12 protein-coding genes, 1 pseudogene, 1 riboswitch and 1 other annotated feature are annotated in these 23,680 nt (G+C 28.0%); of the genes and pseudogenes, 3 read left to right on the top strand and 10 right to left on the bottom strand.

Translation table 11 applies throughout. The annotated features are described in order from the left end of the window. Positions 1–278: 278 nt before the first annotated feature. From E5347_RS05240 to E5347_RS05265, 6 genes are all read right to left on the bottom strand, one after another. Positions 279–8,288 carry an NPCBM/NEW2 domain-containing protein gene (locus E5347_RS05240; protein ID WP_136005272.1) on the bottom strand — a complete coding sequence of 2,670 codons (8,010 nt, stop codon included), beginning with the start codon at positions 8,286–8,288 and terminating at the stop codon, positions 279–281. Between the two features lie 153 nt (positions 8,289–8,441). After that, positions 8,442–8,524: riboswitch (cyclic di-GMP riboswitch) on the bottom strand. A gap of 323 nt (positions 8,525–8,847) precedes the next feature. After that, complete coding sequence (locus E5347_RS05245; RefSeq protein WP_136005274.1) at positions 8,848–10,296, bottom strand: TrkH family potassium uptake protein; 1,449 nt, start codon at positions 10,294–10,296, stop codon at positions 8,848–8,850. 5 nt (positions 10,297–10,301) lie between these two features. Then, positions 10,302–11,657, bottom strand: a complete 1,356-nt coding sequence (trkA, locus tag E5347_RS05250) for a Trk system potassium transporter TrkA (protein WP_136005276.1) — start codon at positions 11,655–11,657, stop codon at positions 10,302–10,304. Between the two features lie 210 nt (positions 11,658–11,867). Beyond that, positions 11,868–13,835 carry a class I tRNA ligase family protein gene (locus tag E5347_RS05255; RefSeq protein ID WP_136005862.1) on the bottom strand — a complete coding sequence of 656 codons (1,968 nt, stop codon included), beginning with the start codon at positions 13,833–13,835 and terminating at the stop codon, positions 11,868–11,870. Positions 13,836–13,893: 58 nt separating this feature from the next. Beyond that, positions 13,894–14,162: a binding site (T-box leader), on the bottom strand. A 128-nt stretch (positions 14,163–14,290) separates the two neighbouring features. After that, entirely contained in the window at positions 14,291–15,427 is a 1,137-nt protein-coding gene (locus tag E5347_RS05260) for a deaminase domain-containing protein (protein WP_136005277.1), read from the bottom strand. Positions 15,428–15,491: 64 nt separating this feature from the next. Continuing rightward, on the bottom strand, positions 15,492–16,370 hold the full coding sequence (locus E5347_RS05265) for a LysR substrate-binding domain-containing protein (protein WP_136005279.1): 879 nt from the start codon (positions 16,368–16,370) through the stop codon (positions 15,492–15,494). A 194-nt stretch (positions 16,371–16,564) separates the two neighbouring features. Between E5347_RS05265 and E5347_RS05270 the strand changes: the two genes are divergently transcribed. From E5347_RS05270 to E5347_RS05280, 3 genes and pseudogenes are all read left to right on the top strand, one after another. After that, the gene (locus E5347_RS05270; RefSeq protein ID WP_243109725.1) at positions 16,565–17,389 is read left to right on the top strand and encodes a nitroreductase family protein; all 825 of its coding nucleotides are present in this window, start codon (positions 16,565–16,567) and stop codon (positions 17,387–17,389) included. Positions 17,390–17,414: 25 nt separating this feature from the next. Next, positions 17,415–17,522 (top strand): 4Fe-4S binding protein, encoded by a 108-nt coding sequence (locus tag E5347_RS05275; RefSeq protein ID WP_136005280.1) that lies wholly within the window; start codon positions 17,415–17,417, stop codon positions 17,520–17,522. Between the two features lie 7 nt (positions 17,523–17,529). After that, positions 17,530–17,838: pseudogene (locus E5347_RS05280) on the top strand (nitroreductase family protein); the annotation flags it as partial. Positions 17,839–17,894: 56 nt separating this feature from the next. Here the strand turns inward: E5347_RS05280 and E5347_RS05285 are convergent. From E5347_RS05285 to licT, 4 genes are all read right to left on the bottom strand, one after another. Further along, complete coding sequence (locus E5347_RS05285) at positions 17,895–18,710, bottom strand: hypothetical protein (protein ID WP_136005282.1); 816 nt, start codon at positions 18,708–18,710, stop codon at positions 17,895–17,897. 294 nt (positions 18,711–19,004) lie between these two features. Beyond that, positions 19,005–20,432, bottom strand: coding sequence for a 6-phospho-beta-glucosidase (locus E5347_RS05290; RefSeq protein ID WP_136005283.1), 1,428 nt, complete (start codon positions 20,430–20,432; stop codon positions 19,005–19,007). Positions 20,433–20,454: 22 nt separating this feature from the next. Next, positions 20,455–22,308 carry a beta-glucoside-specific PTS transporter subunit IIABC gene (locus tag E5347_RS05295; protein ID WP_136005285.1) on the bottom strand — a complete coding sequence of 618 codons (1,854 nt, stop codon included), beginning with the start codon at positions 22,306–22,308 and terminating at the stop codon, positions 20,455–20,457. A 138-nt stretch (positions 22,309–22,446) separates the two neighbouring features. Continuing rightward, positions 22,447–23,319, bottom strand: a complete 873-nt coding sequence (gene licT, locus E5347_RS05300; RefSeq protein WP_341472503.1) for a BglG family transcription antiterminator LicT — start codon at positions 23,317–23,319, stop codon at positions 22,447–22,449. Positions 23,320–23,680 lie beyond the last annotated feature (361 nt).

Genomic DNA, 23,680 nt, shown 5'->3' on the forward strand with positions numbered 1-23,680 from the left:
GCCTAAAAACTTATTATCTATTTGTTATTATCAAATTGTTAATATGTTATTATAATATTCCTAATACTACCAAATGTCAATGTAAATTCCAAATATTTTTGTATTTCTTTACTTTATTTAACAAGAAAAAAAGTATGTATTGATTTTAAATCAATACATACTTTTATAATTTCTATTATATTTTTATTTAAATTATTTTACTTACAAAGGAAAGGACTAAATAATTAAAATGGCTGTACCAAATTTTTATCATTTTGGTACAACCTTCTTTTATAATACTACTTTACATCAAACATATAAAGTGATTGAGTTAAGAAATTATCTTTTTCATCTTCATATACTAGATATATACTATGAAGATATTTATCAAAGTTTGAAATATCAAAAGAAACAATTCCATTTTCATCTACTAACTCATCTAAGGTTAAACTAATAGCTTCAATACTTCTATTATTTCTTATAATTATTTCTTTTGGTGCTAATCTCTCACCATTTCTGTTTAATACTTTATAATCTAAAGTTATTCTATTTTCTTTTGCATATAGCATACCTTCTGTTATTATTTGAAATTCTGCATTTAAATTAGTTAATTTTTCAAGATTTTTAAGCGGTGATAAATCTTTGATTTCGTTATATGATACATCTAATGATTCTAAGTTTTTAGCATATTCTAAGCCTTCTAAACTCGAAATCCACTTGCTTGAAGCATTTAACTTTGTTAGTTTATACATATCACCTATAGTTATATTATCACTTGATAAGTTAAGTTCTTCCTTAACGCTCTTTTTAAGAGCTTCATCTTTAATAGTTATACCTTCATTTAGGTCTACATATTCCTCTAACTTAGATATTGACTCTTTTAATTCTGAAATAATAGAGTTTATCTCATCCTGAGTGCTTATTTTATCTGCTAAAATACCCTCAGCTTTTTTTAAGGCTTCTTCTAATACTTTAAATGATTCTTCAGTATAATTTTCTTTAACATACTTCTTAGCTTCATTCACCAATGATTCTAATTCTTCATAATTACCTTGTACATCTTTTGCAAAATGAAGTTTAGTATCTCCCCATGTAGCATGGTCTGAGCCATTTCCGTTCTTACCATCAGTTACTACAAGCTTTAATTCCTTAGCTCCATTTATATCAACTTCTACATATTTCATAGGCTCTTTTGCTGTCATTAATCCACTATCGAATTTCTTTTCTCCATCCACATATACTTCAAATGTAACTGATCCTACTGTATTAAACATTTGTCTATCAACACCAACATATGAACTGAAGTATGAATAGTCTTTATCACTTAAATCATATATTATTGTTGAAGTTGAATGAGATCCAATTCCTCTTTCAAAGGATGCTATAGTACCGTCACCATTAGTTAATCTTAAAGTATTATTACTTATTGATATATCCTTTTTAGGAGAAGTATAGCTATATTTAATAGAATTCCAATTATAATCTGTTAAATAGCTATAATCATTCATATCAACAACTGCTATAGTTCTAGTTTTAACTACTTCATTGCCATCACTATCAACTACAGTATAAGTCATTTGATATTTTCCTGTTTTATTAAAGTTTACTTTACCAGTTACTTTAACATTTTCAGTTATATCACCATCTTCAGCATCTATTGCACTAAATTCTTCATTTAAGTCTATTTCTTGCCCAATCTTTGTTGATACTGATGATGGTATAGTTAATTTTGGTTTTGCATTTGTAGTATATACTTTAGTGTCTCCCCATGAAGCAAAGTCTCCAAGACCATTTCCATCTGCATCATTTGCTACTAATTTAAGTTCTTTTACTCCAGTAACATCTAGGTTTACAAGTTCTGCTTCACTATCTCTTCTTATTACATCTGAAGTATAAACTTCTTCACCATCTGCAAATATTTTAAATATTATAGTAGTTCTATTGTCATCGTAGTTTTTATCAGTACCTACATATGTTGCGAAATTAGTATAATTTCCATTTAATTTATATACTATCTCAGCATTTGTTGCCGCTCCTATACCTTTATCGAACTCTTTAACTTCACCATTAATATTAAGCTTTATTTTATCCTTTAAGTTAACTGCTGAATCCTTATTTACATTCTTCCATCCTGATACTGCTGATTCCCATTCTATATCAGATAAATACACACTTTCACTGTAAACTACAACTTTTCTCTCTTTAGTTGTAACATTATTATCACTATCAGTTACAGTGTAAGTTATAATATATTCTCCAGATTTACCTATATTAAAGTTGTTACTATTAACTTCAATATTTTCAGTTATATCACCATCTTCTTGATCATTTGCAGTAACACCAGAAGTTAAATCAAAATTACTATTTAATTTAACATAAGTTATATCTTCAACCTCTATTGTTGGGAACTTAGCTCTTATTATTTCTTCAGCTTTGACTAAATCTTCTTCAAATAAGTTAGCTGCTAGGTGATCTTTGACCTCTTCTCTTAAAGCTTGTACCTTTTCTAATGTATTATAGCTATTAGAAACTTCGGTTTTAGTATTATCAGTAAATAAATTATCAATCTTATTAGCTAATTCATCTGTTTTATAGAAAGACATTTCTCCTATGCTCGCCCAATTTTGATTAGCCTCTATAAACTTAAATTTAACTCTTCTTGCGTTTGTCTTAGCTATTTTAAATTCAACAACATCATTAACATTTCCATTATATTCACCTTTACCAGCTAATATAAAATCATTACCTTCTGCTTCGTTTGAAACATATATTTCAAACTTTTTAGCAAATCCTTTACCACCATTTCTTGCTTTATAGGCTATTCTATTGATTTCTTTGCTTTCACCTAAATCAAATATAACTTCATTTTTAAATGTATCACTGTTTTGGTTATAAGTTTCCCAGTGTGTATTTATATTACCATCAACCGCATTTCCAATAACTGTTCCTGGGTAACTTCCACCATTGTTAGTTATTGATACTACTGGAATCTTAAATTGTTCATTATATTCACTTAATTGATCAAATTGTCCATATTTTGATTTAGCTACTATATAGTCTTCATAAACTGTAATATAAGATTTCTTTTCTGTAGTATTATTATTACTATCTGTTACCCTATAAACAACTTCAAATCTTCCAATTTTACCTTCTTCATAGGAATTTGATACTATTTCTATATTTGAAGTTAAATCTCCATCTTCTGCATCCTTTGCAGTAACTCCTTCATTAATATTTACAGTTTCTCCTATTTTGTAAATTTTATCATTTGCTGTTATTTTAGGTTTTCCATTATTTGTAGTTAATTTAGGGTTAGCTATTACTGAGTGATCTGAAGTTCTTCCATTTCCAGCATCATTAATTTTTATTACTAATTGGTTTATACCTTTAACTGGAACATTTATATATTCCATATTATCAGCATGTTTTAAAACTTCAGTAGTAGCTAGAACTTTACCATCAGCTATTACTTCAAATTTTATACTAGAGTCATTTTGTGCTGCTATTCCTGCATCAACTCCAAGTAAAGCTTCGAAATTATCATAGTCTTTACCTGATAAGTCATAAGTTATTGTACCATTTGCATGTATTCCAAAACCTTTCTCAAAGTCTTTTACATCTCCATTTACTCTACCTTTTATATTAGTATTTCTTCTTGGAGTTCCCCATTGAGTTTCTACTGATGTCCACTCTTCGTCTGATAAATAATCATAATCACTTACTACTTCAACATTTACAGTTTTCTCTACGTCTATATCTTTATTACTTACTTTATACTTAACTTTATACTTACCTATTTTGCTAGTGTCTACATTTTGCTCTACTTCAACATTAGAAGTTATATCATTTCCTTCATAGCTTAATACTTTTATATATTCTATAGGATTAAACTCTTCTCCTAATCTTAAAACTATCTTATTTTTTTGAAGGTTTATACTTGGTCCAAATGAATTTACAACAAAAGATTCACCTGTTCCTAAATTAATGTCATAAGGTATCACTTCATACTTAGAATTCTTAGTTGTATCTGCATTAGTATCTACAAAGGAATTAGTTGAAGTAAATCCTATTAACTCACCATCTTTTAAGATTTCATATCCTAGTAAATCTGATTTAACATTATTATCTATATTAAATGTTAACTTAACTCCATCTTCTACTCTATTTAATGTAACATCTAAATTAGTATCTTGAGTAAATCCATTTCCTTCATAATTAACCTTGCTATCATTTAGATACCATATCTTCTTATCTGGTTTTTGATATTTACTAGTTTCCTTTTTAGTTTCTTCATTAACCTCGAATCCATGTCTAGCAAAATATTCACTTAAATCTTCTCCTACTACTTCTGATGAGAATTTAACTAAATATTGCATTTTAACGTTATTAGGATTTTCATTTCCTAAACTAACATTTCTTTCCCTATATAATTTATTTAATTTTGCCCAGTAACCAGGTTTATACATTTCTAATTGCCAGTATACTGCTAAATTCTCAAATGCTCCACCTTCAATATATTTATTAGAATCTTCACTTATAACATTTTTATAAATATCAGATTCATATGGTATTCTTTTATCTATTTTATCGTAAAATACAGACATATGCATAGGTAGCATATTATTTGTAACTTCACCATATAATCTTGCATTTACATCCATCTTATGACCTATTTCATGAGTTAAGCCCCATGATGGACCTCTCTCCTCAAATGGAATTAAGTGATTTGCCATTACATCCCCTTGTACTCCTATGTGATTTGTATATGCATACATATATCCAAATGGCTGCGCTAATCTAACATTTTCTCTTATATACTTAGGATCATTTTGTTCACTACTTCCATCTAAACCATAGTATCTAAAGATTTCTTCCATATGAGTATTGTATGATTTTATTGTGTCTAAAGGATTTACACCTTGTTCTATATAAGCCTGATATGCTCCAGTTGCAGTGCCTGTCCAAACTATATGATCACTTACAAACTCAAATACATCTAGAACCTCTCTATCTAAAACATTAGGATTTTTTGCTATATCTTCATCTATCGCCTTTTTATACTCCATTAAAAATTCTCTAAATTCTTGTACATTAGTATCTTTTGTAAAGAATGGGAACTTATCTCCTGAAACGAACCTTAAAACTGGAGCTTTAGATTGCTCTTCACTAGTATAAGGATTTACTATATATATTGCTCCTCCCCTAGTTACATCATGGTTATACCAATTATCTTTTGACACTTCCGGAACAGTTATTACATTCTTACCTGGTACTAACTTCACAGTTCTTATCCAGTTAGCAAAGCTTCCTTCTTGTTGAGAAAATGCTAAACTTGGTAGTGGCTGTGTTGGATCTGCATCTACATAAACAGTTATTAAATCCCCTGGTTTTGCAGATATTCCTGTTGGTTGATTATTATTACCAAATCCAAACTTCAAATTATTATTAGCATGTTTTACCATATCTCCATGTTGCTCTGCAGTAATAATTTTTACAGTTTCTAACTCACCATTAAGTATTTTATGTGCTAACTCAAATGATTCCGCAAATGAGCTTTCTAAAGGATGTCCCTTCACTTCATTTTCTAATTCCTGTAACTTATCAATAGTATTAAATTCTTCTGATAATTCATTCATTAATGCATTTGTAAATAAACTATCAACTTTATCACTTACTTTATCTTGTTTATAGAATGCTATCTCTGATAATGTAGCCCAGTTTTGATCTGAATTTTTAAACTTAAATTTTATTCTTTTAAATTTAGTTGGATTAAACTTTGCTTCAACTAATCCAGATACTTTATTATAACCACCAGTTGTTATAAGTTGATATGTATCTCCCTTAGATGTTGTAGATCCATATATTTCAAATTCTTTAGCAAATCCCTTATTATCGGATTTTCTTGCTCCGTATACTACTCTATTTAATTCTACAGTTTCTTTAAATTCTATCTCTACTTCATTTGTAAAATCATTTGTATTATATTTATTAGTTTCCCAATAAGTATCTAAATTACCATCTATAGCATTTGTTATTACTTGAGATAAATATCGACCTCCATTATTCTTAATATTCTTTATATTATTATTATCCATTTTAAATAAATTTGAATATTCTTCATTAGAGTAATGTTCAAATTGCTTTGTAGTTGCAATTATAGCTTCTACTTTTTCTTGATTTACTAACTCCTTAGCATTTTCTAAGTTTTCTTTAAAGCTCTCATAAAGAGGATGCTTTTTTGCTTCTTCTTCTAAAGCACTAATTTTTTCTAAGCTATTAAATTCTTCACTAACTATGCTCATTGTAGCATCAGTAAATAACTTATCAATCTTATCATTTATAGAATCTTTTTTATAGAATGCTATTTCTGATAATGAAGCCCAATTTTGATCTGAGTTTTTAAATTTGAATTTAACTCTTTTGAATTTAGTTGGATTAAACTTCGCCTCAACTAAACCAGATACTTTATCATGACTACCTGTTGCTACAAGTTGATATGTATCTCCTTTTGATGTTGTAGAAGCATATATCTCAAACTCCTTGGCAAATCCTTTTCTATCAGATTTTCTTGCTCCATATACTATTCTATTTAATTCTATAGCTTCTTTAAATTCTACTTCTACCTCATTAGTAAACTCACTTGTATTTGCTGTATTAGTTTCCCAATAGGTATCTAAATTTTCATCAATAGCATTTGTTATAACTGCATTACCATAATGTTTACCATTATTTGTAATACTTTTTATGTTGCTATTATCCATTTTAAATGAATTTGAATACTCTTCATTAGAATAATGCTCAAACTGTTTTGTAGTTGCTGTTGTAGCTTCTACTTTTTGATTGTTTAATAATTCTCTAGCATTTTCTATATCTTCTTTAAAATTGCTATAAAGAGGATGATTCTTAGCTTCTTCTTCTAATTCATTTATTTTTTCTGCAGTATTAAACTCTTCACTAACGTTGCTCATTGTGTTATCTGTAAATAACCTATCAAACTTATCACTTATAGCATCTTCTTTATAAAATCTAAACTCAGCCACAAATGGTCTATTTATATTCGCCTTTACAAACTTAAACTTTATTCTTTTAAACTTTGTTGGAGCAAATTTAAACTCTAAAAAGTCATTTGTACTTTGTGCAGCTCCTGAGGATACTAGTTGGAATGTATCTCCATTTGTTGTTTCTGAAGCATATATTTCAAATTCTTCTGGAAAACCTTTTCTATTTTCCCTTGCTAAAAATGCAATTCTATTTAAAACTTCTGGCTTATCTAGTGTAAATATTACTTCATTAGTAAAATCATCTGTATTATTTCTATTTGTTTCCCAATGTGTCTCTGTCTTGTCATCTATCATATATTCTAATTTAGAATTTGGATAAATTCCACCATTAGCACTTATATTGGCTATATTAGAATTAGGCATTCTATATACTTCACTATACTCAATATCTTTTCCAGTATGATATGCTTCTAATCTTGAAACCTTTGCTGTTGTAGACTCTATTTTATTTTCTTCTAATATGATCTTTGCATCCTCTAAGGATTCTTTAAAATCTTCATAAAATGGTTGATTCTTTACTTCTCTTTCTAAAGCCTCTAGCTTTTCTATTGTGTTAAAATCTTCACTAACTTTACTCATTGTATTATCAGTAAATAATCTATCCATTTTATCACTTACTTCATCTTTTTTATAGAACATAAATTCTGATGCTGAAGCCCAATCTAAATTAGCTTTTTTAAACACAAACTTTATTCTTTTAAACTTTGTTTCATTAAATTTAATTTCTACTACATCACTAGTAGATCCTGTATATTCACCAGTGCTTACTAAAGTGAAGTCATCTTCTTCATCAGTTAAAGATCCATATATTTCTAGCTCCTGAGCAAAACCTTTTCCTTTAGCTGATGATTGCCTAGCTGCATATACTATTCTGTTTAAAGCAGTCTCTTCCTTTAATTTAAATACTATTTCATTTGTAAATTCAGAGCTATTTCTGTTATGTGTTTCCCAATGTGTATTAAAATTTCCATCTATAGCTTTGTCAATAGTAGATGAAGAATTATAATCACCACCATTATTAGTTATAGATTCAATGTTTGAATTATTCATTTTGAAAACTTTATCATAATCGCCTATATTACTGCTATTTAATAGTTCAAACTTACCTATAGTTGCTTTAGTAGATTTAGCTTCCACTGTTGATGTTATATTCCTTGATATTTCATCAGCTAAAACCTTTAGTGATGGTGATGAAAAATTAGTAATTACCGCTGCTAAAATCAATGCAGCAATTTTTCTTTTATTCATTGTTTCTCCTCCTGATTATTATTACCCTCAGAAGCACATTAAAAAAAAGCTACTCCAAGGAGTAGCTTGTATTATACCTATTAATTAATATTTTACATGACAAATAAACCATAAATACTAATTAATTTTTAAAACAAAAAGTATAATGTACTCTTTGGCAACTGGCTGACTTAGTTAAAACCTTAGTCCCTATAGCTTTGCGTCTCAAGATTTCCCTTGATTTGCCTATTAATTTATTACATTAGGATAATACCATCTTTTTACTTATATTTCAACATTTTTTTAATAATTATTATAATTTTTATTAATATTTTAAAATAAATGTTAACTTAATACTCTAGCTCTACATTAAACTTTAGTTAATCTTTAAATTTATTTGCAAAAAACAAATAAATTTATACTATTCTAAATGATAAAGTCCCTCACATCCATTTCCTTGTAGTACTACAATTACACTGACTATTCAATTAATGATTACTAAAAAAAGAAGGAAGTCTAATGAGTTTTATACTAATTAGACCTCCTTAATATACATCTATATATTAATTCATCAAATATTTTAATAAGTTTTCTTCCAAATAGATTTGCTAAACATAATAAGCATTGGGTAAATTTCTAACCTACCAGCAAGCATACAAAATGATAATACTATCTTACTTATAGGTGAAAATGCTGAAAAGTTCCCTGTAGGTCCAACCATCTCAAAACCTGGTCCTACATTACTTATTGAAGTTAACACAGCAGTTGATGTAGTAATTAAATCAAATCCATCTAAAGAAACTATTACAATTCCTATAAGGGTTATTACAAAATATGCACCTAAGAATAAGAACACACCTGAAATTATCTCTTCATCTACTACCTTACCATCCATCTTCACACTTTGTATTCTCTTTGGATGAAGTATCCTATCTATTCCACGTCTTATAGCTTTTAACATTACTACTATTCTAGTAGTCTTTATTCCTCCACCAGTAGATCCAGCCATAGCTCCTGATATCATAAGAATTAATATTATAACTTTACTTAAGGTTGGCCATAGATTAAAGTCTACTGTTGCATACCCTGTAGTAGTTATTATTGATACAACTTGGAAGGAAGACTGCCTAATTGACTCCTCTATTCTTCCACCATTAATGCTTAATATATTTATAGTAATAAATACTATAGATACACCTATCATCAATAAATAATACCTTAATTCCTCACTCTTAAAGAAACTCTTAATACTTCCTCTAATTATTTGGAAGAATAAAGCAAAATTAACTCCAAAAAGCATCATAAATATTGTAATAATCCACTCACTTGCCGGATTATTAAAAGCAGCAACACTTGAATTCATATTAGAGAACCCACCTGTTCCTGCAGTTCCTAGTGCATGTATTATTGCATCATAAAATGAAAGTCCTGCAAACATTAATAAAACAGTTTCTACTATAGTTAATAAAAAGTATATTATATATAGTATCTTTGCCGTTTGACTTAACTTTGGAACAATTTTACCTGGGTTAGGTCCTGGACTTTCTGCTCTTAATAAGTATATTGTATTAGCTCCTAAAGAGGGTGCTAATGCTAATATAAATATTAAGAATCCCATTCCTCCTATCCAGTGAGTGAAACTTCTCCAAAATAATATTCCTCTAGGTAGGGATTCTATTTCAGAAAGTATTGTGGCACCTGTTGTTGTAAATCCTGATACAGTTTCAAAAAATGAATCTATAAAAGATGGTATTGCTCCACTTATTACAAAAGGAAGTGCTCCAAAAACTGCTATTACAATCCAAGATAATCCTACAGTAAAGAATCCTTCTTTTGCATACATTTCATTATCTTTTACTTTAATGCTACGTAATCCCAATGCTAGAGGTAACATTAAAATTATAGTGTATAGAAAAGAATTAGCATCTCCATCACCATAAAATAAAGCTACACCAAATGGGATTATCATAAGTAATAATTCATATAATAATACATTTCCAATAAATCTTAACACCATTTTATAATTCATTTTTTCTACCACCTACGAAATATGTCATCAATTTGTACTATCTTCATATCTTTAGATACAATAATTACTCTATCATTTACCTTTAAGTAGTCATCACCTGTTGGAATAATAATCTTATTATTTCTAACAATTGTAGCTACTAATGCATTTTCATTAAATTCTATATTCTTAAACTTCTCATTTATATTAGTAGTATCACTACCTACTATAAATTCTACTGCTTCAGCTTTATCATTACAAATTCTATATATATTTTCTATAAAGCTCTTTTTCTTATTCTTTAAAGATCTTACATATTTCAATATTTTATAGGCAGTAACAAGCTTTGGATTTACCATGGTATTTATACCAACAGCTTTTCCTATATCTCTATAATTATCTCTTGTAATTTTAGTAATTACATTACTTACAGATTTATTATATGCTAAGATAGAAGCTATTATATTATCTTCATCTCTTCCTGTTAATGTAATAAAACTATCAACTTCTAATAAACTTTCAGATAATAAAAGTTCCTCATCCATACCATCCCCATTTATTACTATTGAGTTTGGTAAAAGTTCATTAAGTTCCTCACATACAGTTAAATCTTTCTCTATTATTTTACAGCTAACTCCTACTTCATTGATTATTTTAGCAAGATAATATGCAATCTTACCTCCACCAACTATCATAGCTCTCTTAACTTTTTTCTTATACTTTCCAAGCTTGTTAAATAGATTTTGAATATCTTTATGTTCACCTATTACATATACTCTATCTTCACTATTAAAAACATAGTCTCCCTTCGGCAAGATAAACTCGTCGTTTCTTTCTACACCACAAAAAAGTACATTACCCCTAATAAATGCAATATCACTTATTCTCTTTCCTTCAAGTGCTGTATCTTTAACCTTAAATCCAACTAAATTTACCTTTCCATCAGAAAAATTATCTATATTACATACTGATGGGTACTTAATTAATTTAGCTATCTCTATTGCTGCAGCCTTTTCTGGATTTATAACTAAATCTATACCAACGGCTTCAGTTAAAAGAGTTATTTCTTCGTCATAACTTGGATTTCTTACTCTTGCCACTGTATATTTTGCACCTAATTTTTTGGCTGCAAGAGAGCAAAGCATATTTAATTCATCACTATCTGTAACAGATATTAATAAGTCTGCCTCCCTTACACCAGCTTCTTCAAGAACTTTTAAACTTGTGGCATTACCTTTAACACACATTACATCCAGATTGTTATTTACATGTTCTAAGGCCAAGTCTTTCTTATCAATCATGGTAATATTATCTCCATCGATGGACAGGTACTGAGCTAAAGTATATCCGACCTTTCCTGCACCAACTATAACTATGTTCATCTCATATCTCCTTATGTTTAAATACTAATTAGTTATATAACAAATCAATTATACAACACAATAATTATTTATTCTATCTATAAAATAATTTTTTAAATAGATCCTCTTAAATTATCTTTTTCCTAAAGTAGTAATAGAGTAATATAAAAAAGCTATATAACATATGGTTATACAGCTTTACTTTACTTATTCTATTATATCTTGACTATATTAATATTGATGGTCCATCTTCTTAAAGAAATCTACCTTTGGTTCAAGAAATTTAAATCTATGATTATCTCCATCTTCAAAATAAGAATGAATAGGATCAAAAATTTTATTCCAATCCCAAAGCTTATCATCAATATTTAAATACTCCTTAAACATCTCACAGCCTTCAGGGGCTATCGGATGTATTAACACTGCTATAACTTTACATGCATAGAAGCAATCTGCAAGAACTTTACTTTTAAGCTCTTCCTTTTTAATGTTATTTGACCAATGCTTATTGATTTCTCTAATATACTCATCTAAAACATAGGCTATTCTATGGAAATCTTGATTATACATATGCTTTTCATATTCGAGCACTGCTTTTTCTGTTAAAGTCTTAATCTTTTCACTAACCTCTTCTTTTGGAATATCCTCATTTAAGCTTTGTAACGTATAAAAACATGATCGAATAAGTCTATTAAATACGTTAGTTAATAGGTTTCCTTCCTTTAAAACAGGATCTACTCCTACTTTTTCCTCTTCTTTCATATAAACTTGTGGTTTAAATCCAACACTTTTTGATGATAGTCCTAAACTCATAAAATGCATACGTAATTGATCACAAGTATAAAAACTTAATAATTCGTCTGCCATTGGAGGCTTTACATCAGAGCTACTACTTGCTTTTTTATCCATAAATAAAATGTGCTTATTAGGAACTATATGAGGAAGTTTTATATCATTAATATTTATTTCTTCTCCCTTAGCCTTCTTAAGACCGATAAAGATAGCCATTTCTGCAATTGAATAAAAATAAATATTATCCTCTCCTATAAATTGATACACCATGGAATCATCATTTTCCCAGTAACATTTATATTTATCAGGATTTTCTCCTATTGATTCTAAGTATGCCTTTGTAAAAGAAATTGGAGCCCATAAAGATTCTGGCCATACCCAAAAAGTTAAATCCTTCAAATCTTCTTTATCTGGTACTTTTACTCCCCATGTGATATTTCCTGATAGTCTAAAGGGAACTAATGTCTTGCCACTAGTATAGTAGATATTTAAGTTATCTAAAGCTTCTTTTGCCTTATCTCTATCTTCTAATTTATCAAAAATGAATGTAATTGAAGCTTTATTTTCTTCATTAATAGTTTCATGCTTTGGAAGTTTAGCTTCTAATTCCTTTAAATCATTAATATATTTTCTTGGTACATATATTAATGGCTTCTTTAAAAATTCATCTATAGCTTTAATTTCATATTTTCTTCTGTTAGTATTTTTCTTTAAAAACTCATTAAGTTCCTTCATAATATCCATTGATTCATCTAAAGTAAAATACCAATTTTCTATACTTTTTAACACAGGTTTCTTACCTGATAAAGTACTAATAGGATTAATTAATTCTGATGCCATATATTGATGCCCTAATGCACATTCTTCTCCATATGCCTTATCTGAGTTACAGCCTGAAATTGGACACCTTCCAACTACTTGCCTTCCATTTAAAAATGTCTTCTTATCCTCATCATAAAATTGCAAAGCTGACATCTTTTTTATATATCCATTTTCATATAAAGCGTTAAATATTTCTTTTGAAACTTCATTATGGACTTCTCCTGTCCTACCAAAAGCTGAAGCTCCAAAAATATCTAAACTAATCTTATAATCTTCTAAAGTTTTCTTTTGGGCTAAATGATTATCCTTAACATAATCTTCTATAGTTTTATTATAACCTTCATTCTTAAGCTTCCTATAACTCTCAAGTATAGGTGAACCATAACAATCTGTTCCCGATACGAATATTACATTTTCTTTTCCTATTCTATCCCTTAAAAATCTTGCAAATATATCGGCATGAATAAACATTCCTCCAATATGTCCAAAGTGAAGATTTTTATTCCCATAAGGCATTCCAGCTGTAATTACAGCTTTCTTTGGAAATATTGGTCTTTCATTTTTTTCTAATCTCTTGCTTATCATCATTACTACTCCTTTATAATAATTTTAAAAACAAAAAAGCCCCTGTAGAAATCTATTCTACAGGGGCGAAATTACATTTCACGATACCACCCTTTTTCCCTAAAATGTCACCATTCTAGGCTCTTCAAGTACACCATCACCATAAATTAGGCAAATCATACTCTAGTTCTGTAACGTGAACTAACGTCATATCATCACTTATAATATTATTATAAGATCCGTATGAAGCTCCGAGGCTTGTTTCATTATGACTTCATAATTTCCTTTCACCAAACGGAAACTCTCTGTATACTCATTCATAATTACTCTTCTCTTCATAGCTTTTAATTTGTTTAATTATATATCTTATGATTCTATGTGTCAATTGGTTTATTTAATAATCTTATTTTACCACTTTTTTAAAATAGTAAAAACTCATCTTATTCTACCATTTATATATTATAAGTAGCTCCCTTCTATTTCTCCCCATATTTTTTTATGTAATTTATCTGTACCTTTATATTAGGGTGCATATTACAAAATTGACTAATTACATAATAGCAGCTTGGACACGGTTCCCATTTACTATATAAAATAAGATCTCCCTTGTCTTTCAAAGCTTTTTCTTCTATTTGCTTATGAATTTCTTCAAATATCTTTTTCTCACTATCATAAACTCTATTATAGCCTATCCCTAATTTACCTAATTTATTAACTTTAATGCTCTTAAATACTGTTTTTTCTAGAGTTGGAGCAATACAATAATTTTCTATATCATTACTTCCGCTTATTGCTTTAAACTCCTTATTATCAAATATTGCTACTGCTATATTTATGGAATCTTGTAATGCATTGCTTTGATTTATTTTAAATGTTCCCTCTTCTTTTTCAGAAACTTTCATATATTTACTTAAATTCTTTATTAACCGCTGCATTCTTGGTATATTATTAGTTAAATATTCATGGTACTCTACAGAACCCTTCTTAGCTTTTATATATTGGCAATCAATTTTTTCTGGTATTTCAATAGATATTGATTTCACTTTAGTATCTACATTATATTTCTCCATTAGTGCATCTTTTTTATAAAGAAGCATTTTTTTTAATAATTCAATATCTTTACCATAAATATAATCCTTATCTATTTCTTTTTCTAAATTCTCTATTTTTTCTTTCTCATCTTTATAAATCTTTCTAGATATACGTCTCTTTATTTCTTCAATATCCTTTAATATATCTTCAATATTATCTTGTATACTTGTCTCTCTTTCATATTCAATTCTATCTATACTTAATTTCTTTACTTCCCCTATTATTCTGCAAAGTTTCTTATGCTCATTTTCAAATAATATAATCTTTTCTATATAATCAATAAAATCATTTATATCATTTACTTTATATCTAACTTCATTATCTTTAATTGAAGTATATAACCTTTCAGCTACAGTATTATTTAGTCTGAAAATTTTTTTTAATTCTTCCTTAAAGTCTTCTTCTCTAAAATCATTTATTATATATCCCTCACATCTAAGAGCATTCTTAAAATCATCTAAATTGCTGATTTTTATTCTATCCTTTTTTCTATTTTTTAATGTAGCACCTATTTGCGTCATATTTACCTCTTTTTTAATTCATGTTTTAAAAATTAATATGCCTTTATATAAATTTTCACTTTAATTATTTATTTGAATTTTTAACATAATCTTTAAATTTCTTTTTAATTTCAGAAGTATATTCACTCTTATTCCATCCCATATAAATATTCTTAAATCCTATGTTATCTTTAATCTTAAGTATAGAAATCTTATTAGTATTAATTGTAGGTATATTTAAAACTATCGAAATTCCCGCTCCAGCTTCAACTAACTTCGAAAGTAAAATTCCCTCATTAGGTTCAGCAATTACCTTAGGTGTATAACCCATTAACTTTGAGTATGATGCCTTTTGATCACAAGAATTATCTTTATATGTTATAAAGTACTCATCCTTTAAATCCTTTAGGTAAATTTCTTCTTCATTTGCTAAAGGATGATTTTTAGGCACTATTAATACATACTCTATTTGCTTTATTAGAGTAAACTCTATTTTAGGATAATCTTCAAGAATATTTATATTATCAAAAAATCCAAAATCAATTCTCCCATGTTTTAAATCCTTTAATATTTCTTCTGTAGTTTGATTGTTAATATTAAATCTTGCTTGCAAATTATCATTAAAGAAACTACTTAGTATAAAAGGGATAAATGTTGTTCCTATACAATTAGTGGATGCAATAGAAATAACATTATCATTATTTTCCTTCATATTTTGAATTTTTTCTTTTCCTCTTTTTATTTCAATTAATGCTGAATCAGCATATTTTAAAAATACTTCTCCAAATTTAGTTATTTTTATATTTCTTCCTTCTCTTTCAAAAAGTGAAACTTCCAATTCTTCCTCTAATTTTGAAATAGCTTTGCTTAAAGCTGGTTGAGTTACAGATAATATATTTGAAGCTGTTGTAAAATTTTTAGTTTCAGCTATTACTTTAAAATATTCTAAATGTTGTAAGTTCATTTTATCTCCTTTTTATAATTCTTCTATCTAAAATACGATATAATCAATAACTTTTAGTTATATATTTATAATTAATTTGAATTAGACATATTCTTTAATATAGTGATATACTATCATAGTTACATTTAATAATAAAACTTATATTTAGAAATTATAAATTTTATTTATATAAATGTAAAGCAAAACCATTGGAGGTGTTAGTTCTGAATAATGTATTAAATCTATCAATAAAAGAATCTATAAAAGCTAGGCACTCAGTTAGAAATTATACTGATACTCCTTTATCTGAAGATATAATAAAAAAAATAGAAAATTATATTAAAAACTTATCAAATCCTTTTAATAAGGAAATAAAGATAAAATTAATAAAAAAGAATTCAGTTAATAAAGATATAAAACTTGGAACCTACGGAGTTATTAAAGGTGCAAATTATTTTTTAGTATCAGCTTGTGATAATGACGATTTATCTTTAATTGCATTAGGCTATTCTTTAGAAAAAGTCATTTTATATTGTACTTCTTTAGGTTTAGGCACTGTATGGCTTGGTGGAACTTTCAATAAAGGTGAGTTTGCAAAAGCTATTAACCTAAAAGAAAATGAAATCTTACCTATAGTCTCCCCTATTGGTTATGAGGGCGGTAAAAAATCTGTTATAGCAACTTTATTCGGTAGTCATACTAATAAACGTAAATCATATTCTGAGTTGTTCTTTAATGGGAACTTTGATACTTCTCTTAATCCAAATGATTCGGATGAGTACTTAGAGCCACTTGAAATGCTACGATTAGCTCCATCAGCAATGAATAAGCAACCATGGAGAGTATTAAAAGAAGATAATAACTTACACTTTTATATTACTTCTACTAAAGGTTTAACTAAAATTGATATTGGAATAGCCCTTTGTCATTTTCATTTAGTAGCAATTGAAAATAAAATTAATGGTGAATTTAAATCACTTGACTCTCAAAAACAGAAACCCAATAAAGATCTTACTTATATTATTTCTTGGAATAAATAACTATATTATTAAGGAGTGACTCTAAATGTTTAAAGTAGATAAGATTAAATGTATAGCTTGTGAGCAATGTATTAAAGATTGTCCTACTAAAGTGATTTCTTTACAAGAAAGAAAAGCTGAAATTAATAATTAAGAGTTGGTATAAAAAAGACCCATCAAAGAATGATAGGTTATTTTTTAATGCTCCATTAGCTATATTTGTTACTTCTCAAACTCCAATAAATGGTGGGTTAGCTTCTTCAAATATGGAACTTATAATTGATTCCTTAAGGCTTGGTACTTTCTTCAGTGGATTTTTATTAATTGCAGCTCAGGATAATAAAGAAATCTTAGATTTACTTCAAATAAAAGATAGCAAACAAATAATCTCTTGCTTAGTTGTTGGTTATCCTGATGTTAAGTACCAAAGAACTGCTCCTAGAAAAGAAGCTAATATTAATTGGATATAATTATCTACTTAAAATTAACCCGTATTACAAATAATTAATATGGGTTAATTTTTATTTTAAAAATCATTCTTTGAAATTTCTCTAGGCCATGAAAGTAAATTTTTTCTTGATATTTTTAACTGCTTTTCTTTTGGAAAATATACATCACAGAAATAATTATGGTAGTTAGCTATCCATACATACTTGTCCCATACCCTTGTATTTTCCTTATTTATAACTAACATCTCTTCGACTTTATCTTTATGTCTAAAAAGTAAATCAATTTGTATTTTTTCAAACTCATATTCATTATTACATTTCGTATAATATTTAAATATCGTATTTAAATAGTTTAAAAACCATTGACCGTCATTATCAATAAGTATTTTCTTGTGTTGTGGGGCAATATCATAATTATTTATATACTTTTGTAATCTACTTACTGTCTTATTATCTAATACAATTCTTGGATAGCAAGCTAAATTACTCTCAGTATCATGAGCATCCAAAAGAGCTGGTCCAAAAACAATATCTTCATTTATATAAAATTCCCCTACACTTACTCCACCTCTAACAAAGAGTCCCTCTAGGGCTAGGTTAAATTGATATTCTGATACATTATCCAATATTTCATTCAATTCTTCTTCACCATCATCTTTTATAGGGTATCCAACAATCATATTATCAGTATATATCTTTATCTTCCCTTGACTATATTTATTGGGTATAATACACTGCTTATTCTTATTTATAAGATAACTAATCTCATTAAGTAGCTTGTTGCCATATCCCTCTTTACAAGAGTCTACTATCATTTGTGAAAATCCTAATATATCTATAGTACATACCATAGAATTAATAAGTTTCGGATTATCCTGATCATATTTTTGCATCTTCTTTCAACACATCCTTACTTAAATTACTTCTATCTCAACTATTTTAACATTTTATATAGGATTTTGTGAATATACTGTTCTAATGAAAATTCCCATAGTTTATTACCAGTCCGTAATTATTTAAATGTTTATGTTATTATTAAAGTGTAAATTATATATATTAAAACTTCCTAGTAAAATAATAAAGGACAACTATCTTAATTGTAGCTGTCCTTCATTTATTAAAAAGATTTAAATTATTCAAATAATCTGCTTACTTAAATATCTCTTTCTTAATTCATTTAGTCACTATTATAGTATTTCACCGTTAGATTCAATAACTTTTTTATACCAATAGAATGATTTTTTTCTCTTTCTTTCAAGAGTTCCTTTACCTTCATTATCTTTATCTACATAGATAAAACCATAACGTTTTTTCATTTCTCCTGTACTTGCACTAATTAAATCTATGCATCCCCAAGGCGTATATCCAATCATTTCAACTCCATCAATTGTTATAGCCTTTTTCATTTCAACTATATGCTGTCTTAAATAATCTATTCTATAGTCATCATTAATTGAACCATCTTCTTCTATAGTGTCAACTGCTCCAAGACCATTTTCTACACAGAATAAAGGAATTTCATATCTATTATATAAATCATTTAATGATATTCTAAATCCTACTGGATCTATTTGCCATCCCCAATCTGATGACTTTAAATACGGATTCTTTATCCCTTTAGTCATATTACCACCAGTTAGTGTTTTTCCATCATTATTTGAGCTTACAACTAAAGTCATGTAATAACTAAATCCTATAAAGTCAACTTTTCCAGCCTTTAGAATTTCTTCATCGCCATCCTCAAATTTAACTTCAATGTTTTCTCTTTTAAAATAAGTTTTCATAAAATTAGGATAAGCACCTTTAGCTTGTACATCACTAAAGAAATAGTGTCTGTTCATAAACTCATTTTGAAGTAAAACATCTTCTGGGTTACAGCTTTCTGCATATGCCAGCGGATATACTATCATACAGCCAATCTTAAAATCAGGATTTATCTCATGACCTAATTTAACTGCTTTTGCACTTGCTATTAATTGATGATGAGCTGATTGATATATTATTTGCTCTCTATTTTCACCTTCATTAATTCTAAGTCCTGCTGGTATAAAAGGATGCATAGTAATTACATTTATCTCATTAAAAGTCATCCAATACTTTACTTTATCTTTATATCTGTTAAATATGACATTGCAGTAATTCACATAAAAATCAACTAATCTTCTATCTCTCCATGCACCATACTTTTCAACTAATGCATATGGCATTTCATAATGAGATATAGTTACTACTGGCTCAATTCCATATTTTAAGCACTCATCAAATACATTATCATAATACTCTAAACCTTTTTCATTTGGCTCTGCATCATCACCATTCGGAAATATTCTTGTCCATGCTATAGATAAACGGAAACACTTAAATCCCATTTCTGCAAGCATTTTTATATCTTCCTTATATCTATGATAAAAATCTATTGCCTCATGAGATGGATAATACTTTCCTTCTTCTACTCCATATGTATATTCTCTCTTAACTCCAAAAGATCCAGCTGTAGCAACATCTGCTGTGCTAACTCCTTTTCCATCTACATTCCATGCACCTTCACATTGGTTAGCAGCAACAGCTCCTCCCCATAAAAAGTTATCCGGAAATTTATCTATATTAATATTCATAACTAATTCCTCCACCTTATAATTATAATACTGTTATTATTTCATCACCTTGTTTTACTGAATCTACCTCGCTGGCTATTACTTCTAAGTAATCCATAGTATTTGTAATAACTATTGGTGTTACAATGTCATAACCTTTATCCTTTATAGCCTCTTTATCAAATTCTACTAACTTATCTCCTATATTGACTCTATCTCCACTTTTAACAAAGACATTAAAATGCTCTCCTTCAAGCTTTACTGTATCTAAACCTATATGAATTAATATTTCTACTCCATCATCTGATTTTAGTCCTATGGCATGTTTAGTATTAAATATCATAGAAACTGTTCCATTTATAGGAGATACAACTTCATTGCTTGTTGGTATTATAGCGATACCCTTACCCATTATTTCTTCTGCAAATGTCATATCATCAACTTTTGATAATGGTACTGCTTCACCTTTTATTGGGCTTTTTATAGATATTTTATTATTTAAAGGCTTTATTTCTTTAACTTCATTTTCTTGACTATCCTCATTAGCTTCATCAACTTCATCTTCAAAACCAATCATCCAAGTAATAATAAAAGTTGCTACAAAACCTATTGCACAAGCAATTAATATATTAATTACATTTGATATTTCAGGTCCTATATAAGCAGCAATTCCTATAAGTCCAGTTCCACTTGGTGTAAAGCCCTTAACAGCTGTTATACCTGCATATAATCCACCCATTGCTCCACCAGCAAGAACTGCATAAAAAGGTTTTTTAAGCTTAAGGTTTACACCATACATAGCTGGTTCTGTAATTCCTAAAAGTGCAGTTGCCCCTGTTGAAGATGATAATTGTTTTAAGTCTGTATTTTTTGTTTTGAAGCTTACAGCTAAAGCTGCTGCTCCTTGGCAAACATTTGATACTAACATACCTGGCATTAATGTTTGATATCCTAATGTTGCTAATTGTGTAAATACTGCTGGGAAAAGGCTATAGTGCATACCTGTCATAATTATTACTGGGCTTAATCCTCCCATAATTAGTGGTAATGCCCATGTTGCTTTACTATCAATAGCCATTATAACACTTGCCAATCCCCCACCAAGTAAATCACCTAGTGGTCCAATTACTATCAATCCTATAGGCGCTGTTATAACTATAACAAAAAGAGGTACAAATACTAATTTAAGTGCTTTTGGTATTATCTTATTAACTAATTTTTCAACATACGACATTAACCAAACAATTAAAATTATAGGTATTACAGAGGAACCATATTTTACTAATGCGACTGGTAATCCAAAAAACTTTACTGATTCTCCTGCACTAACTAAAGCTGAAAAGTTTGGATGTAATAATACTCCTCCGATTACCACTGCTAAATATTGTGATGTTTTAAACTTTATAGCTGCTGTATATGCTAATAAAATTGGTAAAAAATAAAATGCTGCATCACTTATAAAATTCAATATGTAATATGTTTGAGTGTCTTTAGATATCCACCCTAATGCTGCAAATAATCCTAAAAATCCTTTTAACATACCACAGCCAGCTATAGCTGGAATAATAGGAGTAAAGACACCTGCTATTGTATCAAATATATTAGTTAAGATACCTTTCTTTTCAGTTTTCTCTTCTCCCTTTGACATATTAAAATTTCCTAGTTTAATAAGTTCTTGGTAAACATCGGATACAGTATTTCCAATGATAACTTGGAATTGACCACCCTTATTTACGCATCCCATTACTCCCTTAACTTTTTTTAATTTATCAATGGATACTTTTGAATCATCCTTTAAATTGAATCTTAGTCTTGTTACACAATGTGTAACATGTGCCACATTTTTTTCTCCACCAATGTGTTCTAATATCTGATTTGCTATTTCCTTAAAGTTCATTTTTTATTCCTCCAATATCTTTTTATAGATCGAAGGTTTTGCCTGCATTACCAGTAACAATCCTGAGCTTTGTATCAGATAATAGTCTGATACCTTATATCACCACCTTAAAATAATCTATATATTTTAATAACAATCCTAATTCTTACTTATTAACTTTTGAATATGGATTATTAGATATAACATTTCTTCTTTAGACAAATCATATTTATACCTTTCCAATATAAACTTTTGAATTTTCATTACACATTTATATGATTCATTATACTTTTCTTTAATAATATAAAATAAATCATTTTCTTCATCTTTTTCATTAATCTTATTATTAAAAAGTCTTTGAGCAAAAAACTTTAAATGTGTAATAAATCTATAGTAGCTTAAAGATTCTAAATCAAATTCTATATTGAAATTGTATTTAACTATATTTAATATTTCCTGTATTAATTTGGTAATCTCCATTAATATTGGCATTTCTTCATTGAGATTAGCATTTACAAAGTGTAATGCTATAAAAGCAGCTTCATCTTCACTTAAAGTAATATCAAATTCCTTTTTTATAATTTCTAAAGCTTCTATACCTACTTCATATTCTTCCGAATATAATCTTTTAGTTTCCCAGCTCAGACCGTTAGTAACTCTAATACCTTGCTTATGTCTATCAATAGCGTTGTATATATGATCTGTTAAAGATATATATATACTTTCATTAAACTTTTTACCTGTCTTTTCTTTTGCATATCTTATTATTTCTTCAGAAATTACAGTATATTCTAGTGGTATGCTACTTATCAGCTCTATAAATTTATTATTCATGTTAGGATTAGATAGAGTGAATATCTTCTCTATATTTTTTTCTACAATTATATCTTTCACTTTCTTTCTGAAGGCAATTCCTCTTCCCATAACAATGATTTCTTCATCATTATCATTTATAGATGTAACGACATTATTATTTAAGATTTTTTCTATTCTAATTTTAATGACCTCCTTTACAAAAAAATAAGCAAACAAAACAATAACTAATATTAGTATATATATACATTTAAAGTCTATATACTAAAAGTTAAAGTTTTGCCTGCTTAACCAGTAACAATCTAACGATATTCTATATGTTTATGTTTACATAATATCATATGATATCTATTCTGACAATATATTTTTTAAATTTAATTAATTTATACATAAAAATTTATTTTAATTATCTTTCTAAGAGAAAATAAGAGATTTCTATATAAACAGATAAGACGTTCAACTACTAAGGTAGGTGTATAAGCTATAAAAGTTCTTTCCTCCAAATTATATTTATCTCAGCATGGCATATGAACTATTACTTTCTATACAAAAAAGGCTATATATTGTGGTTTGACAATAT

The organism is Clostridium sartagoforme, from assembly GCF_004794105.1.
Lineage (GTDB): Bacteria > Bacillota > Clostridia > Clostridiales > Clostridiaceae > Clostridium > Clostridium sartagoforme_B.